Source organism: Microcoleus sp. S28C3, from assembly GCF_036700785.1.
Taxonomy (GTDB): Bacteria; Cyanobacteriota; Cyanobacteriia; order Cyanobacteriales; family Microcoleaceae; genus Microcoleus; species Microcoleus asticus.
This window is the reverse complement of the sequence record NZ_JAUBPO010000120.1, coordinates 1-18880: the sequence shown is the minus strand read 5'-3', so window position 1 is coordinate 18880 and position 18880 is coordinate 1. Positions and strand designations below refer to the sequence as shown.

General features: G+C 45.5%; 18 protein-coding genes, 3 tRNA genes and 1 pseudogene. 10 read left to right on the top strand and 12 right to left on the bottom strand.

Annotated elements, in window-relative coordinates; all coding sequences use genetic code 11:
• The 3 genes and pseudogenes from QUA13_RS27250 to QUA13_RS32885 all read left to right on the top strand — a co-directional run.
• Positions 1–186, top strand: a pseudogene (locus QUA13_RS27250) (hypothetical protein); the annotation flags it as partial.
• Positions 183–551, top strand: a complete 369-nt coding sequence (locus QUA13_RS27245; RefSeq protein ID WP_333203577.1) for a transposase — start codon at positions 183–185, stop codon at positions 549–551. The pseudogene QUA13_RS27250 and the gene QUA13_RS27245, both read left to right, overlap by 4 nt.
• Positions 552–576: 25 nt before the next feature.
• Positions 577–744: a hypothetical protein gene (locus QUA13_RS32885; RefSeq protein ID WP_445242751.1), complete on the top strand. Its 168-nt coding sequence runs from the start codon at positions 577–579 to the stop codon at positions 742–744.
• 67 nt (positions 745–811) lie between these two features.
• Here QUA13_RS32885 and QUA13_RS27240 read toward each other — a convergent pair whose 3' ends face one another.
• Both QUA13_RS27240 and QUA13_RS27235 read right to left on the bottom strand, forming a co-directional pair.
• Positions 812–1252, bottom strand: a complete 441-nt coding sequence (locus tag QUA13_RS27240; protein WP_333203575.1) for an NUDIX domain-containing protein — start codon at positions 1250–1252, stop codon at positions 812–814.
• Positions 1253–1288: 36 nt separating this feature from the next.
• A complete protein-coding gene (locus tag QUA13_RS27235; protein WP_333203573.1) occupies positions 1289–2344 on the bottom strand; it encodes an adenylate/guanylate cyclase domain-containing protein in 1056 nt (351 codons plus the stop codon).
• Between the two features lie 551 nt (positions 2345–2895).
• On the opposite strand from QUA13_RS27235, the gene QUA13_RS27230 reads away from it, so the two are divergent.
• Entirely contained in the window at positions 2896–4029 is a 1134-nt protein-coding gene (locus tag QUA13_RS27230) for a class I SAM-dependent methyltransferase (protein WP_333203571.1), read from the top strand.
• 325 nt (positions 4030–4354) lie between these two features.
• Positions 4355–6058 carry a lipoxygenase family protein gene (locus QUA13_RS27225; protein ID WP_333203569.1) on the top strand — a complete coding sequence of 568 codons (1704 nt, stop codon included), beginning with the start codon at positions 4355–4357 and terminating at the stop codon, positions 6056–6058.
• A 126-nt stretch (positions 6059–6184) separates the two neighbouring features.
• Here the strand turns inward: QUA13_RS27225 and QUA13_RS27220 are convergent, their stop codons facing one another.
• The 4 genes from QUA13_RS27220 to QUA13_RS27205 form a co-directional block, all read right to left on the bottom strand.
• Positions 6185–7336, bottom strand: a complete 1152-nt coding sequence (locus QUA13_RS27220; protein ID WP_333203567.1) for a fatty acid desaturase — start codon at positions 7334–7336, stop codon at positions 6185–6187.
• Positions 7337–7607: 271 nt separating this feature from the next.
• Positions 7608–8873, bottom strand: coding sequence for a glutamate-5-semialdehyde dehydrogenase (locus QUA13_RS27215; protein ID WP_172188976.1), 1266 nt, complete (start codon positions 8871–8873; stop codon positions 7608–7610).
• Positions 8874–8877: 4 nt separating this feature from the next.
• Positions 8878–9282 carry a hypothetical protein gene (locus tag QUA13_RS27210; RefSeq protein WP_172188978.1) on the bottom strand — a complete coding sequence of 135 codons (405 nt, stop codon included), beginning with the start codon at positions 9280–9282 and terminating at the stop codon, positions 8878–8880.
• A gap of 246 nt (positions 9283–9528) precedes the next feature.
• Positions 9529–9600: transfer RNA gene (locus tag QUA13_RS27205), tRNA-Gly, on the bottom strand.
• Positions 9601–9819: 219 nt separating this feature from the next.
• Here QUA13_RS27205 and QUA13_RS27200 point away from each other — a divergent pair.
• Positions 9820–9960, top strand: a complete 141-nt coding sequence (locus QUA13_RS27200; protein WP_172188980.1) for a hypothetical protein — start codon at positions 9820–9822, stop codon at positions 9958–9960.
• 35 nt (positions 9961–9995) lie between these two features.
• On the opposite strand, the gene QUA13_RS27195 is transcribed toward QUA13_RS27200, so the two are convergent.
• Positions 9996–10142, bottom strand: coding sequence for a hypothetical protein (locus tag QUA13_RS27195; protein ID WP_333203565.1), 147 nt, complete (start codon positions 10140–10142; stop codon positions 9996–9998).
• 106 nt (positions 10143–10248) lie between these two features.
• On the opposite strand from QUA13_RS27195, the gene QUA13_RS27190 reads away from it, so the two are divergent.
• From QUA13_RS27190 to QUA13_RS27180, 3 genes are all read left to right on the top strand, one after another.
• Positions 10249–12069: an ABC transporter ATP-binding protein gene (locus tag QUA13_RS27190; RefSeq protein WP_333203563.1), complete on the top strand. Its 1821-nt coding sequence runs from the start codon at positions 10249–10251 to the stop codon at positions 12067–12069.
• Positions 12070–12415: 346 nt separating this feature from the next.
• Positions 12416–12500: transfer RNA gene (locus QUA13_RS27185), tRNA-Tyr, on the top strand.
• A gap of 70 nt (positions 12501–12570) precedes the next feature.
• Positions 12571–12642 (top strand) — tRNA-Thr (locus QUA13_RS27180).
• Positions 12643–12704: 62 nt separating this feature from the next.
• On the opposite strand, the gene QUA13_RS27175 is transcribed toward QUA13_RS27180, so the two are convergent.
• Complete coding sequence (locus tag QUA13_RS27175) at positions 12705–13619, bottom strand: M23 family metallopeptidase (protein WP_333203561.1); 915 nt, start codon at positions 13617–13619, stop codon at positions 12705–12707.
• A 313-nt stretch (positions 13620–13932) separates the two neighbouring features.
• On the opposite strand from QUA13_RS27175, the gene QUA13_RS27170 reads away from it, so the two are divergent.
• Positions 13933–15153: an HhoA/HhoB/HtrA family serine endopeptidase gene (locus tag QUA13_RS27170; protein ID WP_333203559.1), complete on the top strand. Its 1221-nt coding sequence runs from the start codon at positions 13933–13935 to the stop codon at positions 15151–15153.
• Positions 15154–15570: 417 nt separating this feature from the next.
• On the opposite strand, the gene QUA13_RS27165 is transcribed toward QUA13_RS27170, so the two are convergent.
• The 4 genes from QUA13_RS27165 to QUA13_RS27150 form a co-directional block, all read right to left on the bottom strand.
• On the bottom strand, positions 15571–15918 hold the full coding sequence (locus QUA13_RS27165) for a DUF760 domain-containing protein (protein WP_172188992.1): 348 nt from the start codon (positions 15916–15918) through the stop codon (positions 15571–15573).
• 42 nt (positions 15919–15960) lie between these two features.
• Complete coding sequence (gene scpB / locus QUA13_RS27160; protein WP_333191152.1) at positions 15961–16476, bottom strand: SMC-Scp complex subunit ScpB; 516 nt, start codon at positions 16474–16476, stop codon at positions 15961–15963.
• Positions 16477–16857: 381 nt separating this feature from the next.
• A complete protein-coding gene (locus QUA13_RS27155; RefSeq protein ID WP_333203557.1) occupies positions 16858–17709 on the bottom strand; it encodes an ABC transporter ATP-binding protein in 852 nt (283 codons plus the stop codon).
• Between the two features lie 359 nt (positions 17710–18068).
• Positions 18069–18755, bottom strand: coding sequence for a hypothetical protein (locus tag QUA13_RS27150; RefSeq protein WP_333203555.1), 687 nt, complete (start codon positions 18753–18755; stop codon positions 18069–18071).
• Positions 18756–18880 lie beyond the last annotated feature (125 nt).

Below are 18880 nucleotides of genomic sequence, written 5' to 3'. Positions count from 1 at the left end.
TTCGTAATTCATATTATTAAGCTCATTTTTTCTTTTATTTTACCTAGAACGATCGCACTTTCGCAAGAGGTCTATTGGGTACACTATCGACTTAAAGCTAAATTAAAAGTGCCACGCCCCAAAAGCGCGAAGCAAGAACCCAATGCCGATCAGCGTTTTAAAAAAACATCGCCCCAGCCCTGTTGAGCTATCAACGCTTGTTTGGAAAGGGACAACGGCTGCGTTACTTGTGTCAAGACGAGACCCGCTTGGGACTTAAAACAGAAACAGGGAAAGTGATTATGGCGTTTGGAGTGAAACCTCACGCACCGGTACTCTGGAAACGTGACAATTTTTGGCTCTACGGGGTGGTCGAACCTTTGAGCGGCTGGCATTTTTGTCAAGAATACGATCGCCTCAATACTCAAAGATTTCAGGAGTTTATTGATGCCCTCTCACATCAACTCGGAGATGACATCGCACTAATTCAAGTTGACCAGGCGGGGGCTCATGTGACCAGTGCTCTGCACTGGCCTGATAACTTGATTCCCGGCAAGTCAACCAGCCCATAGCCCTGAACTCAATCCCATTGAACGAGTGTGGCAATTTATCAAACAACAATTCAAGGGAGAAGTGTTTCTGACTCTTAAGGAATTGCGCGAACGATTGGATCAGGTTCTGCAACAAATCACACCTGAAGAAATGAGTTCACTATCTTCTTACACTTTCATTCTGGAAGCTTTATTCTATGCAGCTTCATATTAAATTGGTATTACGCAAGAGAGTATTTTTTTCACTGTCTATCTATGGTTTAAGCTACGCACTGCGTACCCTACATAGACAGGTTATTTGATTTTAAATATTCTTGCAACAATTTCCAAGCCATTTGAGTACCCTCCCCAGCATTGACTTTCTCAAAATCGACATCTTTTCTCAAAACTACAAAACCCACACCTTCTTTGATTTCTATTTTTTCAATATTGCTAACTTTTGCCAAAAATAGGTGATTTTTTTGGATAAATTTTGGATTGTGGTTTTTTCTGTAAATAAAAGTTGTGATAAATGCAATGTTGCAATCGTTTTTTAGGCTAGTTTCTTCCTCCAATTCTCGCACTGCTGCTTGCTGTGGACTTTCTCCAATGTCCACGCCACCACCAAAAGTAGAAAGCATTCCTTGGCTTGCAATACCTGGAATATTATCTCGCAGTTGTGCGACTATCTGACCGTTCGGGAGCATTATAAAAATGCGGACAATTGACTGAGGAATATTCATCTTATCGAGTGAATAACAAAACTCAAAAAAGTTCCTCTATAGTTTTATAATTTGAATCCAAATTTTCTTAATCCAATTGTACACCGCAGCATCCAAAGCCCACAATTTCTTGACAAAACTTTGCCAAATAGAACCTTCCATTACCTCAGAAACTTCTTCGATTTCCACAGGCAGCGGCGGCATCCCGACTACTTCATACAGCGGATATTCGCCACTTTTACCCGGAATTGGCACGGATACGCGCCGATCGACGATCGCCAATTCCTTCACTTCCTGATAAGTCTCCTCGGAAATCAGCAAACTTGTTCCTATTTGCTTATTAGCAGCTTCGATCCGGCTGGCCAAATTCACCGCATCTCCGATCGCCGTCACTGTCTGATTTTTAGACGCCCCCAAATTCCCCACAACCACCCAGCCGCAGTGAATGCCAATCCCAATCCGCAATCGGTGACGGTACAAATTTTCAAAATAGGGATTGAGTTTCTCTAGTTCCTCTAGCATCTCCACCCCAGCCCTTACTGCTTGTTCCGCAGCCTTGTCGGGATTTTCCAACCCAAACAGCGCCATTAAACCGTCACCCATATAATTATTAATCATCCCGCCATTCCGATTGATCGCAAAACCCATTTTTTGGAAATAGCGATTTAAAACATAGATTACGTCGTAAGGCAGCAGCGATTCTGCAAACGGCGTAAATCCTCGAATATCCGCAAACAAAATCGCAATTTTTTTCTCTTGTCCGACAGGAGGAGAAATTGACTTTCCCGCCATTTGGTCGGTAAATGATTCCAAGTCTTCAGAATCGATCGCCAATCGGCGCAAAATCACCTTGCCGCCAGCAATGTGCGTCTGACAAGCCAGCCTAATTTCCGGTTCTAAACCCAATTTTTTGGCAAGTTCCTCTTCCGGCGAAGTGCGCGGAGAGCAAAATTCCAAACCTTCGACAATCAATACCCGGCAAGTCGAACACCGGCCGCTACCGCCGCAGATGTGGGTGTGCGGAATGCCCGCACGCAGGGAAGCTTCGAGAATTATATTGTCGTCGTCTACCTCGATCGTGCGATCGTCCGGTAGATAGTGAATCTGTGGCATATGTGGCGCGTCTAGCTAATTAGCGAGGAATCTCGCGGACATCTGTTATTGCAGCGAACCTGTATGCAAACCCGGTTTCTCGGCATTTTTCTGTATCCCCTGATTCCTTAACTATAAGTCGCGATCGGCATTTGCTTCTCGTTGCGTCACATCGAGCGGCCAACTGACACCAGTTTAAAAAAAGAATGCAACTCTAGGCAATAGTCCAACTCTTAGCTCATCAGTCATTGCCAATTCTCACATCTAAAATGGTATAACTGAGCACTAAAATCGCCATCGCACCGTGAAAATACCGCATTCAAGCTGTGGAGTTAATCTGAAATCTAAAATCTAAAATCTAAAATTGGCTGACATAATTCTTAATAAAATTAAGTTCGCCCAAAACCCTATAAATCCGTTATCAAATCCCCCTCAACAGCCATATATTTTGAGGATTTTTCGGAGTTTTGCTGTGCAAACCTTACTTGGCAATAGTTTCAGCTTTTTGGCTCTCTAACAACCAGCTAATTTTCGTGAGATAGAATAGCAGCATCTTTAAAACCAGTATAACCATGAGTTCATCAACAGCCCTACAAAACATCGAAAAGCACATTCCCATCGTGGGAAATATCCATACCAAAAGTCCGATCGCCTACGGAGCAACCCGCCTCGCAGTCAGTGCAGTTAACGCGGCCCACATGGCAGTAGCAGAGTCTTATATCAACGGCTTAGAAGTACCGGATTCTGTATTGCGATCGCTTTTTGATACCTGTATGCCCGTATTATTTCGGTACTTTCCCTCTCTGCTTACGGCCTACGAATGGGTACTGACAGAAACAGATCGTACCGCCGAAGGACCCCGGGATTTAATGAAAATTCAGTACGACTTGCCTCAAGCCATGCTGAATCCGATGTTAGGCGACAGCAAACTCATTTATCCTAAATACAGCATGGGATTGTGGGAAAAAGGAGCCGCCAACCTTGAACAATCGCAAATGCAGATGATTGATGATGTGATTGAAAAGCTAGAGATTCAGGATGGCGACAATATTTTAGACTTTGGCTGCGGTTGGGGTTGCGTTCCCAATTACATTCTTTCCAAATTCCCCAATGTCACCTTTACCGGGATTAACCTCAGCCACCACCAATGCGAGTATATGCGTCAGAAGATGCAAGACCCAGAAAGCTACCTTAGTTCCGGTCGATTTACCCTATATGAAGGAGATTTGAACGAGGTCCAATTTGAGACAAAATTTGACAAAATTCTCTCCGTCGGAGTTTTTTGTCATGTAGGCAATTTAACGAAAGCTTTCCAAAAGCTGGCATCTTTTCTGAACGATAATGGCAAAGTTTTTATTCACATCATCACAGTTCGCATTCCCAACAATATATCCAGCGTTTTCACCCACAAATACATTTTTCCCCACGGTCGTTACTGGAAATATGATGCCGTTCCCAGCCACAACAAAGACCTCAAAACCATTAAAACATGGTATCTCAACGGACACAATTACTCTACAACCTTAGCTACGTGGCTGAAAAACTTTGACGATTCTCAGGCAATAGTCAAAGATTTAGACTACGGCATGGACTATGCTAAATTTCGTCGCATCTGGCGGTTTTACTTGATTTGGTTTGTGTCTAATTTCGCGAGTTGCGACGGCGAATACAACGGCAATGGCCAATATTTAATGGTTCGTGCCTAACCGCTAATCAGTAGACCAAGCTCAAACAACCTAACACCCCGAACCCCGACTTCTCAAAGAAGTCGGGGTTCTCAAGTGCGAGCTACTTATCGGGAAAATGAAACCGTTCTATGTAGGTTTAGGGCGATCGAGAAGTGTTGCCTTCTGTTGAAAAATTTGTTTGAGTTTAAAAAAGTCCGGAATTAGATTATTGATCGGCGAAGAATGAATATATCAAGCGCGATCCTAGGCGCGCAATACTTTTTAAATTCCATCCCCTATCGGTAGTGATGATATCCGATATTTTACTACAAAAAAAGGGTTGATTTATACAATGGTAGACAATATGAAACCTTCTCTTCCTCAAGACGATCCGAACCAAGAACAGCGCCGCGATTCCTTGAATCGTCAGCAAAAAGCTTATCAGTTTGACTATGACAGTTTATCACCTTTGGCATTATTGAAAGATGTGCCACCAGTCGAGAATTTTTCGAGCAAGTATATTGCAGAACGGATATTAGCAACATCGGAACTTCCAGCAAATATGCTGGCAGCCGATGCGAGAACTTTTCTCGATCCTCTCGACGAGCTCCAAGACTATGAAGATTTCTTTACTCTGCTGCAGCTACCTGCTGTTGCCAAAATCTACCAAACCGATCGCTCTTTTGCAGAACAGCGCCTGTCTGGAGCAAATCCGATGGTGCTTCGCCTCTTAGATGCGAGCGATCCTCGCGCACAAACACTGGCGGGTCTTTCCAGTTTGCACCCATTATTCGATCTGGGCCAAGAGTTGCAGCAAAAAAACATTTACATTGCCGATTACACGGGTACTGACCAACACTATCGCGCGCCTGCGAAAATAGGAGGCGGAACCTATGAAAAAGGCAGAAAATACTTGCCGAAACCGCGGGCTTTTTTCGCTTGGCGGTGGACGGGAGTCCGCGATCGCGGTGAAATGACGCCTATTGCCATTCAACTAGATCCGACGCCAAATAGCCACGTCTACACCCCATTCGATCCTCCTGTCGATTGGCTGTTTGCGAAACTCTGCGTGCAAGTAGCAGATGCCAATCACCATGAAATGAGCTCGCATTTAGCTCGAACTCATTTGGTGATGGAACCAATCGCGATCGTCACCGCGCGACAGTTAGCCCAAAATCACCCGCTGAGCCTGTTGCTGAAACCGCACTTTCGCTTTATGTTGACCAACAACGATCTGGCGCGTTCTTATTTGATCGCTCCCGGCGGGCCCGTCGATGAATTGCTAGCTGGCACCTTGGCAGAGACAATAGAAATAAGTAGAGAGGCTTACAGTACGTGGAGTCTTGATGAATTTGCCTTACCCGCTGAACTGAAAAATCGGGGAATGGATGACCCCAATCAACTGCCTCACTATCCTTACCGAGATGATGGATTGCTGCTGTGGAATGCGATCCAAACCTTTGTATCGGGCTATCTCAACTTCTTTTACCCGACTCTAGGGGCGATCGCACAAGATGTGGAACTGCAAACCTGGGCAAAAGAATTAGCCTCTCCCCAAGGCGGTAAAGTCAAAGGAATGCCAGACCACATCAACACAGTTGAACAATTAATTGAAATTGTCACAACTATAATTTTTACCTGCGGCCCCCAACATTCAGCCGTCAATTTTCCCCAGTATGAATACATGAGTTTTGCTGCCAATATGCCCTTGGCAGCCTACCGGGACATTCCTAGAATTACTGCTTCTGGTAATCTAGAAGTGATTACGGAAAAGGATATTTTACGGTTGCTTCCTCCGTACAAACGAGCGGCTGACCAACTGCAAATTCTGTTTATTTTGTCAGCTTATCGATATGACCGTTTGGGTTATTACGATAAATCTTTCCGAGAACTCTACCGGATGAGCTTCGAGGAAGTTTTTGAGGGAACGCCGATCGAACTTTTAGCCAGCCAGTTCCAACAAAATTTGAATATGGCTGAACAGAAGATTGATGCCAACAATCAAAAACGAGTAATCCCTTACTTTTCTCTCAAACCTTCGTTGGTGCTAAATAGCATCAGTATGTAGAATTAAAAATTCAGCACAATATCTCAAAGTAAGGTGTGCACTGCACACCTTACTCTGTATTGGTCGTTAGCGTCGGTTTCTAGTTGTAGTCTGGGGGGAACTTGTGAGAGTAACGGGTGTATTTAGCTATGGCAAAGGCGTTACAGCAGAATTATCAAGAGGGCAATTTACCGAGGTTTTCCCTAAATAATCAGTTAAGGTAACTTCATCTTTGTAATGCCGAGGAGTTTCAATTAATAATTTCCAAGCTTCACCAGCATCAAGTAAATTCATCCGCCCAGGATAGTGAATTTGTATCAACTCTTGAACCAAAGGGTAATAGTCTGAGTTAAGACTAGGGAAAATATGATGCTCCGTGTGATAGGAAAAATTGAAATGCAACAGATCGAAGATTTTAGGAACCCGTATTGAAAGACTATTGATCAGCGGGTCATTCACACTTGTCATCCGGCAAATCAGATGATTCGTGTAGATATAAAACATGATTCCTGAATGACCAATGGCTAGGGGGAGAAAATAGCCAAAAGCGAGTTTTAGCGGATGAAAGCCTAAATAAAATAAAATGCTAAAATGTAAGCATAAAATTCCGACAAACTCCAGGGCAATTGTCCACCTATCCCGCTCACTTACTGTAAAAGCAGCCGGCACATAATCAACAGACTTATTGTTAAACAACAGGATCGAAGAGAGGTTAGAAAAATTATGAAATAACCACGAGCCTCCCATCCCTACTATGAAGAACCAAAATGGATTGAAGTCAAGAGATGGTACAAAGAAATTTTGAATCCATTTTCCCCAAGTATTGGGCTGTTGGTAAAGGTAATTGCGATCGGGATCTCCTAAAGAATTTGTTTGACTGTGATGTACAATGTTATGAAGAGATTTCCACTGAGTCGGGGGCATAAACAACATTGCGAACCCTAGAAAACTAATGATATCAGTCAGGCGAGACTTTTTCTGCACACTACCGTGCATGAAATCATGGGAGATAAATGATAAAGCTATTACACTATTACCCATAATCAAAGCTAAAGGTAAATAAAGCCCTAAAAGATATACAGGCCAATGATCTAGACGAGCGGCAATTCCCCAACCCAGTAGCAAAATACCCATATTAATGAACAGTATAACCAACTTACTAGAATCTGGTTTAAATGCTTCTGATGGCAGAAGTGGGCGCAATTTCTTAGCGTATACTGAGTGGGGAATTAGCGTTTCTTCGCCTAAAGTCAGCGTTGCCGTCTTGTCTAGAGTATTGAGTGATTTTTCTGATTTCATGTGCTCGCTAAGAGGATTTTCAGGGGACTTAATAGGTTTCTAAATTTAATTAGAGCCAGTACCCGATTTTAGAGTGAACCCACACAGGCTATCTGGGAGCTTGCGATCAAATTGCTTTAGATCAAGGCTACCTGATTGTTGTACCAAGATATTATTGTATCGTATAAAGATAATGTTGGAACAACTATTAAATGCTTACCTATCGATAATACTCTCCCACTTTTCAGTTCGGTTTAATATTTCAATAACCCATCCTAAATAACCTATAAGATTAAAAAAGTCCGTTACCTTGAACAATTTCTTTAATTGTCGTCAGCGTATCTAACCCGATCAATCCCCGACGATAACCTTTTTGGTTAGACATTCCCAAAAATATCGCATCTCCCCGATTTTGATAACGCCAAAACCGAGGTGAAGCATTAATAAAAGTTGAGGCACTGTTAACATCCAGAGCAAATTGGCGACTTTCTAAGTAAGATTCAGTGGCGATGCAGTCAGCGTGGCCGCTGCTGTAGCGGTTGATCCAGCCGATCGCAATCTCTAAACTATCGACAACTTTAAACGCTATGGTTTTGTTTAAATAAGGTTGAGTCCACTCGTACGGTTCCGCCAGCTTTAAGTCGGGGAAATCTGCGACGAGATCCGCATCGGCGCTAATTTGAAAGCCTTTTTCTTTTAAAGTGTTCCACAGCCTGACTAAGGAAGAAGGCTTTTGGTTGCGATCGATCAGCACTTTCTCGATCGCGTTAACAGGATCGGGCACGCTTTGATGGCTGTCCAAAATCATCCACCTTGCCATCTCCAAACTGCCAGTCGGCGACCAATAAAGGTAACAATTGCCCATTGCCGACCTCAAAACGGGTGCCGTGCACAACCTGACAACCTGCTGCACCAAACTCGGCCTGCCGTAGGGAATAATTAAATTGAGATATTGGTCTTGAGTGACCAATTCTCGGATCGAAGCCCCCCGATCCGGCGGCAGTACCTGCAAACATCCTGACGGCAAACCGACTTCATCGATCGCCGACATCAAAGCTTCTCCAATTACAGCATTAGTTTGCCAGCTTTCGCTACCGCCTTTGAGAATCAAACTGTTAGCGCTTTTGAGACACAAACCGGCTGCGATCGCCCCCAACTCGGGAAACGCCTCGTAAATTAGAGCGATCGCCCCCAGCGGCAGCGACTGACAGTAAACCTGACACCGATCGACCTGATAAGAAGCATTGATCACCCGACCGATCGGATCTGGCATTTGCCCCAACCGTTCCAGAATTTGCACAGTTGTCTTGATCCGTTCTGGCGTCAGCTTCAGCCAATCCACAATCAAGTCTGGAATCGCCATGTCCCGACTCGCTTCTAGATCCAGAGTATTTGCTTCTAAAATTTCATTTTGCCTACCTTTGAGCGATCGCGCCATCGCCTGCAAAGCTGCCGCGCGAGCCGTACTCTTTGCCGCAGCCAACTCCAAAGAAGCTTGATAAGCCCGGCGGGCGACATTTGCTCCATCTGATGAATGGGTAAAATCCTCTATTATCATCTAGCTAACGCCTGTAAGCCAGCCATACCATCAGCGCCGGCAGCATTGCTAGCAGCACGGCGACCATTGCCCACAGAATAATATTCGGGCCCGGGGAGTGCAGCGCCAAGGGCAACCAAATCACTAGAGGCACCAATATCATACCCAAAGCCAGTGGCAAGTAATGCGCCTTCAAACCCGGATGCGCTCTGTTCCATTGGTGACCCGTCCACCGCCAAGCCTGCTTGTAAGGATAGTTTGTTGATAGTTGCTCGATGACGTGTCCGCTTTCCTCTAATACAAATATTTGCTGACAGCGGTTGCAGCCAAAGGCTTCTGTCAACGTTATGGGCACGAGACGACCCCGCCGCCGACAAGGGCAGGGGTACTCATCGTTTAAGTCAATCTTGGGAGCTTTTTGAGATGGCACGAGCGATCGAATAAAAAAAGCGTTTTTGCAAAAATAATCGTTAACCTATCCACTTAATCAAACTTGTCAATTCTGCCCCAATCAGGTTTTCAACTACCTGTTCTCAGATATCCCCCGAGCGGCAATTGTGACTTGCAAGTTTTCTACTCCAATTTACCACTAACTTAGGTATTTTCAACCATCCTTAGGAGTATACCTAAGACTTTCCTGCTATACTTTCCGGTTTTTGATTTTTTTATTTTCTAAAGCGGGTGACGCGATTCGAACGCGCGACATTCACCTTGGCAAGGTGACGCTCTACCACTGAGCTACACCCGCATTTCCTGCGGTATTAACAATACTCTCTTAATTCTGAAAATCTGTCAAGTCTTTTTAGTAATTTTTTTTATCAAACCCAGTAACAACCCCCCAAAGCTACTGCCCACCTGACATTGCAGCAGCCAGATTATGAACCAAATCAGTAATTGCCGTGAAGAGTGACCGCCATCCGCCGACGGCAAAGCTACAATCAAGCTGGAATTGTGGGAGAACACTGCCATGTCAGATTTAAATCGCGGAATCATGAAGTTCAAGGGAGCTGACAGTCCTATAGCGATCGCCATTTCGGCGATCGTCATTGCCGGCGGAATCGGCTTCTTGATCTGGTGGGCGCTGCAATCAGCCTACACCTTCAGCTAAAAGACTACTCAAACGTAAAACTTATAAGGCATTGCTCAGAAGGCAGAATTTAAGAAAAATTCTGCCTTCTGCATTTTTTTGCCCTTAGTCTTGAGTTTCTTGGTAAAGACTGCGGAGCGATGGCTGACGATCGAACTATTGCCATAAATCACCCGATCGGGCGAGTCGCTAGCATGATCCAAAATGACTCCCCTATCTACTACTTTTGTAGTACAGTTGTAAACAAATACGCAGAGATCGCAGTTTTAGACTCAAGTGTTTGCAAGGGTTGTATCTCAACAAAAATTTATGGCAAGCTTTCAGGACATCTTCAAATACTACAGTCGCGACTGGAAAATATCGGTTTACAGCATAGGCGCCTCCAGCGTTTTGGCACTAGCCGATTTGCTTGTTCCCTACGCGATCGGTCAAATATTAAACGTATTGTCGGGTCAACCTACAGATACAGTAACCCAAAAACTGATAACAGCGATCGCCTCTGTTACCCAGCAGTCACCCAACAAAATATTATCGCTATCCGTCTTGCTGGGCATAATTTTTCTGGTAACAGTCGTCAAAGCACCGGTACAGCCTTGGCTGGGAAATTGGTTTCACTGGGTGATACCGTTGAGGGCAAGGCGCGATCGAATGAGAGGTGCGATCGGCAAAATCCTCACCTTACCCCTAGAATTTTACGACGAAAACAACGCCGGACGCATTGCCAGCCGCATCGCCAAAGGCATCGCCAACCACACTTGGACTTATCCAGAAATTGCCGGCGAATTCATCCCCGAAGTCGTCCGCTTAATCGGCATTTTTGCCGTTATCTGCTTAATTGAGTGGCGGATTGGCTTATTAATTTTGGTTTCATTCCTATTTATCCTCAGTTTCACCCTCAAAGGCCTGCAAGGGGTGACTGCGCGAGAAGAAATTCTCGATGAATACATCGAAGATACCGAAAGCCGCAACTCGGAAATTATCACCAACATCAAAACAGTCAAAGCTTTTGCGACAGAAAGCGATGAACTCAAAAGGCAAACAACCAGACTCGATCGCGAATTAAAAGTCGTGATCCACCGCATTCACAAAGGATACGTCACCCTGGGGACATACCAGCAGACAATCGTGCAGTTGTGTTTGTTTTCAGTTCTCGGTTTTAGCCTAGCAGCAACCGTAGGAGGTCAAATATCCCTCGGATATTTTGTTACTGTCTACACGTTGGCAAGCATGGCATATTCCCAACTGCGTCCAATTAGCATTATCGCCGAATTATTGGCGCGCCGTTATTCTTCAATGATCCGGTTCCACGAGTTTATGCAAACGCCAGACGGTGTTGATGCGGTTAATTTAGCAGAAAATGCTCGATCGGCACAGCCACCTTATAAATTTACCGGCAAAGTTGAACTCAGCGGTTTGACCTTTGGGTACGACAGTCAAAAACCCGTTTTGCAGGATGTGAATTTATTGATTCATCCCCGTCAAACCATAGCATTAGTCGGGCGATCGGGTTCCGGGAAATCGACTTTAGTTAAACTCCTGTTTCGCTACTTTGAACCCAACTCCGGTCGCATTTTGATCGACGGCGAAGACATTCGCAGCTTAGACGTGACTCGCTACCGCCAGCGTTTAGCCATTGTTCACCAAGAAGTAGACGTTTTTAACGGTACTTTGCTGGAAAATTTGACTTACGGAAACAGAAACGCAACTTTCGAGCAAGTTGAGGATGCTTGTCGCATCGCCAAAGTAGACGATTTTGTGCGGCTGTTGCCCCAAGGTTACTATACCGTGGTCGGGGAGAGAGGAATGCGGTTGTCCGGCGGTCAGCGGCAGCGGCTGGGGATTGCAAGGGCGCTGTTGGTGGAGCCGGATGTGTTAATTTTTGATGAGGCTACTTCTAGTTTGGACTATGAAAGCGAGCGATCGATCCAGGTAGCCATGCAGAATATTCTCGGTACGCGCACCACCATAATTATTGCCCACAGACTGAGTACAATTCGCGAAGCCGATGCGATCGTCGTACTCGACGGCGGTAGAATCGTCGAAGTTGGCAGTCACGACGAACTCTTGAATCAACGAGGCATTTACCGCCGCCTACACTCCCTGCAAGAAACCGGGGAATTAGTGAATTAGGGATTTGGGCTAAGTCTAGACTTCGGGTGCTCCGGGCGGGCACCAAGCCTAGACTTAGCGTCGAAGTTGGCAGTCACGACGAACTCTTGAATCAACGAGGCATTTACCGCCGCCTGCACTCCCTGCAAGAAACCGGGGAATTAGTGAATTAGGGATTTGGGTTAAGTCTAGACTTCCGGTGCTCCGGGCGGACACCAAGCCTAGACTTAGCAATGCGCACTTTAAACAGTATTTTATTTTTTTGCCACTAACTGACTTATGTGTTCTCAACTTAATGATTAGAGTTTTAAATATAATGTTTCAAAAAAAGAAGAAGCTGCTAGGATGTTTAACTGTGGGTACAAATGGGTCGGTGCCCGAGCGGTTAATGGGGGCGGACTGTAAATCCGCTGGCTACGCCTACGCTGGTTCAAATCCAGCCCGGCCCACCACAATTTAAATAAAAATAAAAAGTTAAAAATAAAAAGTTAAAAACTTTATTTAACATTATTAATTTTTTATGCCCGTGTAACTCAGTGGTAGAGTACCTCCTTGGTAAGGAGGAAGTCACGAGTTCAAATCTCGTCACGGGCTTTTGCTAAATTATGCCATACAAAAAGATATTGGCGGTTGAAGAGCTTCTTCAACCGCCCTTCCTATTTTTTAACAGTCGCTTGCAAATAAAGCAGCGGGTCTTCAGCAACCCAACCCAAACCCGAATTGTAGCGAACTTCAAAATGCAAATGAGATGGCGAAATGTCCCGTTTTCCCGTCATCCCGACAGTTCCCAAAACTTCTCCAGACTGCACTTTTTGACCGACTTTTACCGCAATATCTTTCAAATGAGCGTAGCGCGTTTGCTTCCCCGCTTGATGGTTGACCACCACCAAATTCCCGTAATCTCCCTGCGGCCCGGCAAAGGCGACAGTCCCCTCGCCCACCGCCAAAACCTGCGTACCCTCCGACGCCAAAAAATCTACGCCGCTGTGGAAAAAAAATTCGCGGTTCACCGGATGCAATTGCCGCCCGTAACGCAAAGCTTCAACCGCTGTGGCGGGTAGCGGAAATCCTTGCACCGATGGCGTTGCATCGGGATTTGCATAAGGCCCGATCGACCTATTCACCGCAGGCACAAACACGGTTTGTCCCAAAGGCCTGCACCCATTCGCCTCAAATAACAAATCTGCGCGCACTTTGTAAGCTTCTGCCAGTTTTTGCCAATTCCAGCCCGCAGGTACTTCTACCTCGATGCCACTGAACGGAGGAATGACGATCGCACTTCCGGCAGACACTCGACCTCCCCGCAACATCGGATTTATCCCGATCAGCGCCGCAGGAATCACATTGTACTGCCGCGCGATGCTTTCTATCGTTTCGCCCTGCGCCGCAGTGTGGCGGCGCAACCGAGACATAGCCGGACTCGGGCAATCGCGGGCGGGGTCGGGGTTTTCTAGAGGTCTACCTGAAGGAAGATTTGCAGGTGGGATCTCGGTATTTGCCGCCGTTTTCCCAACGGGTGCGATCGACCAAAGTAGTGCAGAAATCAGCAGAAATAACCGTTTAAACCTCATAATCTAGAAAAAAAAGTATTCATTTCGGACAATTGACAATTTTTGAGTCGAGTGAAACGGCATATTTGGAAGCTCTAGCCGCCCCCCAGACTGTAAATCCCAGGCTAAGCCAAGTTAGGATGAGAATTATTAGTTTGAGTCGCTCTTGGCAAATCCGGCAAAATTGCCTGTGATGCCCACCAGCGCCTGCCTGTTAACAGCTATGTTCTTGAGGAAGCGGTACGCCCCGCCCCGCTTCCTTCCCGTCGCCAAGACAAAAATGCTTGATTCGGAACGTGTCTGCGGGGATGAAGTATTTAGCGGGAGTTATTAAATGAGTTTATCTTTTAAGCAAACGACCCTTTATTTGACTTTGCTGTCGATCGGGGGAGGCGTGGGATGGTTGGGGAATCGCTATCTGCAAGGCTCAAACAATCTGGAAACCGGATTGGTTTTGCCAGTAGTGCGCCAGCAAATCCCCCCCTATGCGTCTCCTCCAGTTCTGGAAAATCGGCCGGTCGATCGCAGCAATCCCAATTTTATTGCTGAAGCAGCCGAAAAAGTAGGCCCTGCTGTAGTGCGGATTGACGCATCGAGCAAGGTGGCGAATCAAGTCCCCGAAGCATTCAAAAATCCTTTGTTTCGTCGGTTTTTTGGGGAAAATTTGCCGCAGCCGGAAGAACGAGTCAAGAGAGGTACGGGTTCGGGGTTTATTCTCACTCCTGACGGCCGCATCGTTACTAATGCTCACGTTGTCTCCGGGACGGATACTGTCAAGGTGACGCTCAAAGACGGCCGCGAGTTTGAGGGTAAGGTGCAGGGAGTCGATCCGCTGACGGATGTCGCTGTGGTTAAGATTAATGCTAAGGAACTGCCGCAGGTGGCTTTGGGCCGATCGGACAATATTGTACCGGGACAGTGGGCGATCGCGATCGGCAATCCTTTAGGTCTGGACAATACCGTGACTGTGGGCATTATCAGCGCTACGGGTCGATCGAGTTCTCAAGTCGGCATCCCCGACAAGCGAGTCCGCTTCATCCAAACCGACGCCGCCATCAACCCCGGCAATTCTGGCGGCCCGCTGCTCAACGACCAAGGCGAAGTAATTGGCATCAATACCGCTATCCGCGCGGACGCTCAGGGCTTGGGATTTGCAATTCCGATCGAAACCGCCAAACGAGTTTCAGATCAGTTATTCGCCAAAGGTAAAGCCGAACATCCCTATCTCGGCATTCAAATGGTCAGCTTGACTGAAGCCACCAAGGCAGAACTCAACAAACAGCTCGATAATAATAAAATTACCCTCGATCGAGGCGTAGCCGTGACGCGAGTCGTGGAAAATTCCCCCGCTCAAAAAGCGGACTTGCGCGCCGGAGATGTCATTCAAAAAGTGGACGGAATTGCGGTGAACACTCCCGGGGACGTGCAAGAACGGGTGGAAAGCACTGTTGTGGGCAAAGAACTAGAAGTAGAAATTAACCGTTTGGGTGAAGTTCAGAAAATTACAGTACGTCCGGGTGCTTTTCCCCTATCGGGTAGCCTCGCCGGTGGGTAATACCATTTTCGATTTTCGATTAAAGGCGTCGCTTAATTAGGGTATGAAAAAAATAACTTGAAAATCCCAAAGTTTTGTGGATACTGGTTTCTCTGACTTGCATATTTAGCCATTCATACCCTAAATCAGCAACGCCCGATTAAAGAATTAAGAATGACTTACTGGATAAGGATTTGGAGCTTATCTACAGTAGCATTCTTTTTTGAAATTGGTATTACTTGCAAGGGTGGAGGATGGAAGATGAATTTGATGCTTTATAGTCCTAGACGCAGCAACCGGGTTTTTTCACCAAAATCCTCGGTGTAGCGCGAGGGATATCCGGTTAAAAACCCGGTTTTTTAATTCCCTGTGCGTCCAGGATTATTGATTTTTTTGAACAACTTTCATCTTTCTGGCTTCCCCAACCCGTCGATCTTTTTACTTGTCTTTGGGAGAGTTTGGTTGAATCGAGCTGGTGCTTGCTAAATTTTCTTCTAGGTGCATCCTCTGCTCCATTTGTCTGAGAAAATAGCCTGTCATCATCGCTGAAGCTAGCAAACCTGCTAAGTTTTCGCGGTCTGTGGTAATTTCGACGTTAAAATTTTCTGAAGGCAAGACGCCGACAAGTCCTTGAACGTTATGAGAGATAATTTCTCTGATTTCTGGGCTGGCGGACTTGGCGATGCGGGCTAGAACCTCCGGGGATTGGTGTTGGAGGTACTTGAGCAGTGGATTGACTGCGGTTTGTTGGGCATTGGAACTGTCAAAGTCAGGGTGAAAAACCATTTGGCGATTCTTAATTTCTGGCTTGTTACATTCTACTTTAAACTACTCGTCTTTGCTTGGGTACAAATTTGCCTGAAAGTCAATTTGCAATTGTTTTGGCAGTTGGTCTACTTGAAAGTACCGATGAAATTTATCGGTAACTTGCAACCAATACGATCGCCCCTCAGTCGGCCGCCGTTTGCGGACGAAACCCATTTCTACAAGTTCCTGCACTTGTTGGTAAGCTCCGGAACCTCGCAAGTTAACTAAGTCTGGCTGAGCGATGCCACCTTTGAGGGCGATCGCCGCCAGCGTCCGCAAAGCTCCAACACCTAATTCTGGAGGTATTAAAGTTTGCATTAAACTGGCAAACTCTTCTCTGAGTTGCAGGCTGTATCCCGTAGGGGTTTCAACGACTTCTAATGCACTCTCGCGGCGGGATGAGTCAGACATGAGTTCGATGATGGCGTCTTCGGCCTCGGCTCGATCGCACTTGGCAATCTCGGTAATCTCTGCTATTGAAACTGGCTGACCTTTTAGGTAAAGTATGGCTTCTATCGTTGTGGCTAAGCGAGTCATTTGGGAATTAGTAATTAGGAATTGGGACGTTAAAGTTCGGAAACGACCAGTGTACGGAATTTAACGGATGGATGTTGAGGGAATAAGTCAAGGGTGCAGAAAGAAGAAGAAATCAGCAAAAAACCAACTATCCGTCTATCCGTGACTTCGGGATTGTGAATCAAAGCAATTCGTAAAAAACATTCTCATTACACAAAAGATTGATAGTGTCGGTTGTTTATCAAAAAAACAAAACTATTTCTGTTTTCAGTTTTTGATTTTACTCCTGGGATTTTTGATTATAAAAATTACTGTTTTAATCGCCACTTGGGCAATCTAAAATCTAAAATCTAAAATCTAAAATCTAAAATCGCAGGACTGCTATTAGCAATTAGCCATTAATCAATCTAACTGTCGGCCAGTCAGTTCTACAAAAATATCCTCTAAATTAGAAGGACGAACCATCATCCCTGTCTTATCATCTTTGGCATCCAGATATAAATTAGCTTCTTCCAGAGTAGGGAAAAACTTGTATTCCCAGCGATCGCCTATTTGTTTCATCACTAACCCTTGACCGTGTTGTTGCCGCAGTTGAGCCAACGTTCCTAGTTGAATTAACTTGCCGCCGTCCATAATGCCGATGCGATCGCACAAATACTCTACCTCATCCATATAATGCGTTGTTAACAGCATTGTCATTCCCTGCTTGTTCAAGTCTAAAATAATTTCCCACAATCGGCGCCGCGTTTGCGGGTCTAACCCTACAGTCGGTTCGTCCAAAAATAAGATTTGCGGCTCGTGCAAAAGTGCTCGGGCAATTTGCAACCTCCGCTTCATTCCTCCCGACAAAGTTTTTACTAAGTCGTCTCGCCTTTCAGCTAATTCTACATATCCCAACCACTGTTTAATTAACTGTTGCCGTTTGGGGTTTGGGATGTGGTGCATCCGCCCGTGAAACTCCATATTTTCCCATACTGAAAGCTCATTATCAACGCTGATTTGTTGGAGCACGACGCCTATGCACTGTTTCACTTGCAAGCTTTGCCGCATCACGTCAAATCCAGCTACCTGGATTTGACCGCTGCTGGGCTTAGTCAGGGTAGTCAGCATCCGAATTGTGGTGGATTTTCCGGCACCGTTGGGGCCTAGAAGCCCGAACATTTCTCCGGCTTCAATCGTGAACGAAAGGTCATTGACAACGGGGATTTTGTTGTAAATCTTACAGGCGTTTTGCAGGGAAACAGAGACAGACATAGGTATTTCGGTATAATTTAGAGGAAACAAAGCTCTTTCTTATCAGTCATATCATGTCCGGTAAATTAACCACAATACTTCTTGGGGAGGTTTCACCAACAATCTGTAATTCACATCCACAATATAAACCAGCCCCAACCGGGCGACAAAATTTTATAACGGGCAATTCAACAGACATGATATCATTCCTGGACGCAGAAGCGGGGTTAGCTCTACTAAAATCTCTGGTCATCTCCATCGGTACTGATACCAGAAAAACCCAGTTTATCGGCTATTTGTGCAGGAGTTTTTGTAGTGTAACTAATCTGAGTGTGATCTGCGGGTAGAAAAATGATTTTTTTACAGCTTGCAGCACCCACTTATTGCGGTTGAGTTAAATCAGGTCTCAATTCCATCATCCGGCTGTCGAATTTGCGCCCTGCTTCGCTAATCGTAATAGTCGGTTTAGTGCCGTCGAGATATATAGTTGCCATAACAACCCCTATTTGCCCCCGTCGAAACAGCGCCAGATCGCAATTCATGGGTATATTTTCTACTTTTCCTTGACTTCTCCACCCAGCCGATACCTCGCCAATCTTGTCTTGCAAAGTTAAAGTGGCGGGAGGATTGAACTGCAATTCCTTGTTATCGTTTAAACCTTGAGAGAATGCTTTTGCAAAAAGCCCTTCACCGCTTGCTCGATCGAACATAGCTTGTAGGGTTGGCTCTGACAGTTGCACTGTAAATCCTATCAGCAATTGGAGTTCAAACAGCTTGCTATTATCGATTTTTTGGTACGCAAAGATGCTGGCTGGCTTAAATTGACGACCCTGGCTGAGTTGATTTCTTAAACTTGCCACATAGTCAGATGACATCTCTGTAAAACCTGGGGGGAGGTCTTGTAAAGTCAGGACTAGGCTGGACAAGTCCGCTGCGGGATCTGCAATATCTGCAGACAGAATATGGCTGCGATCGATCGCTGGACTTGCGATCGAGACTTCGCCAAATCTACCGCCCAATGCAGCAGTAATTAGCAAACAGACCAATAACACAAATTTTTTTTTCATTATTTTACCCTGTTGCTATTACCCATTACCAATCTCTACATCACTCTACAGCAATTCTCAGTATGGAATTTCAACTGGTGTTGGGTAGAATGTCCAATTCCAGCCCCTCAAGCATAAAGGTGAGC

What these genes read in the sequence shown, in the direction of transcription:
- QUA13_RS27235 (WP_333203573.1), bottom strand. Translation starts at nt 2,344, where the DNA reads ATGCCACAGATTCACTATCTACCGGACGATCGCACGATCGAGGTAGAC.
- QUA13_RS27150 (WP_333203555.1), bottom strand. Translation starts at nt 18,755, where the DNA reads ATGAAAAAAAAATTTGTGTTATTGGTCTGTTTGCTAATTACTGCTGCA.
- QUA13_RS27230 (WP_333203571.1), top strand. Translation starts at nt 2,896, where the DNA reads ATGAGTTCATCAACAGCCCTACAAAACATCGAAAAGCACATTCCCATC.
- QUA13_RS27215 (WP_172188976.1), bottom strand. Translation starts at nt 8,873, where the DNA reads ATGATAATAGAGGATTTTACCCATTCATCAGATGGAGCAAATGTCGCC.
- QUA13_RS27170 (WP_333203559.1), top strand. Translation starts at nt 13,933, where the DNA reads ATGAGTTTATCTTTTAAGCAAACGACCCTTTATTTGACTTTGCTGTCG.
- QUA13_RS27225 (WP_333203569.1), top strand. Translation starts at nt 4,355, where the DNA reads ATGAAACCTTCTCTTCCTCAAGACGATCCGAACCAAGAACAGCGCCGC.
- QUA13_RS27220 (WP_333203567.1), bottom strand. Translation starts at nt 7,336, where the DNA reads ATGAAATCAGAAAAATCACTCAATACTCTAGACAAGACGGCAACGCTG.
- QUA13_RS27155 (WP_333203557.1), bottom strand. Translation starts at nt 17,709, where the DNA reads ATGTCTGTCTCTGTTTCCCTGCAAAACGCCTGTAAGATTTACAACAAA.
- QUA13_RS27200 (WP_172188980.1), top strand. Translation starts at nt 9,820, where the DNA reads ATGTCAGATTTAAATCGCGGAATCATGAAGTTCAAGGGAGCTGACAGT.
- QUA13_RS27165 (WP_172188992.1), bottom strand. Translation starts at nt 15,918, where the DNA reads ATGGTTTTTCACCCTGACTTTGACAGTTCCAATGCCCAACAAACCGCA.
- QUA13_RS27175 (WP_333203561.1), bottom strand. Translation starts at nt 13,619, where the DNA reads ATGAGGTTTAAACGGTTATTTCTGCTGATTTCTGCACTACTTTGGTCG.
- scpB (WP_333191152.1), bottom strand. Translation starts at nt 16,476, where the DNA reads ATGACTCGCTTAGCCACAACGATAGAAGCCATACTTTACCTAAAAGGT.
- QUA13_RS27240 (WP_333203575.1), bottom strand. Translation starts at nt 1,252, where the DNA reads ATGAATATTCCTCAGTCAATTGTCCGCATTTTTATAATGCTCCCGAAC.
- QUA13_RS27190 (WP_333203563.1), top strand. Translation starts at nt 10,249, where the DNA reads ATGGCAAGCTTTCAGGACATCTTCAAATACTACAGTCGCGACTGGAAA.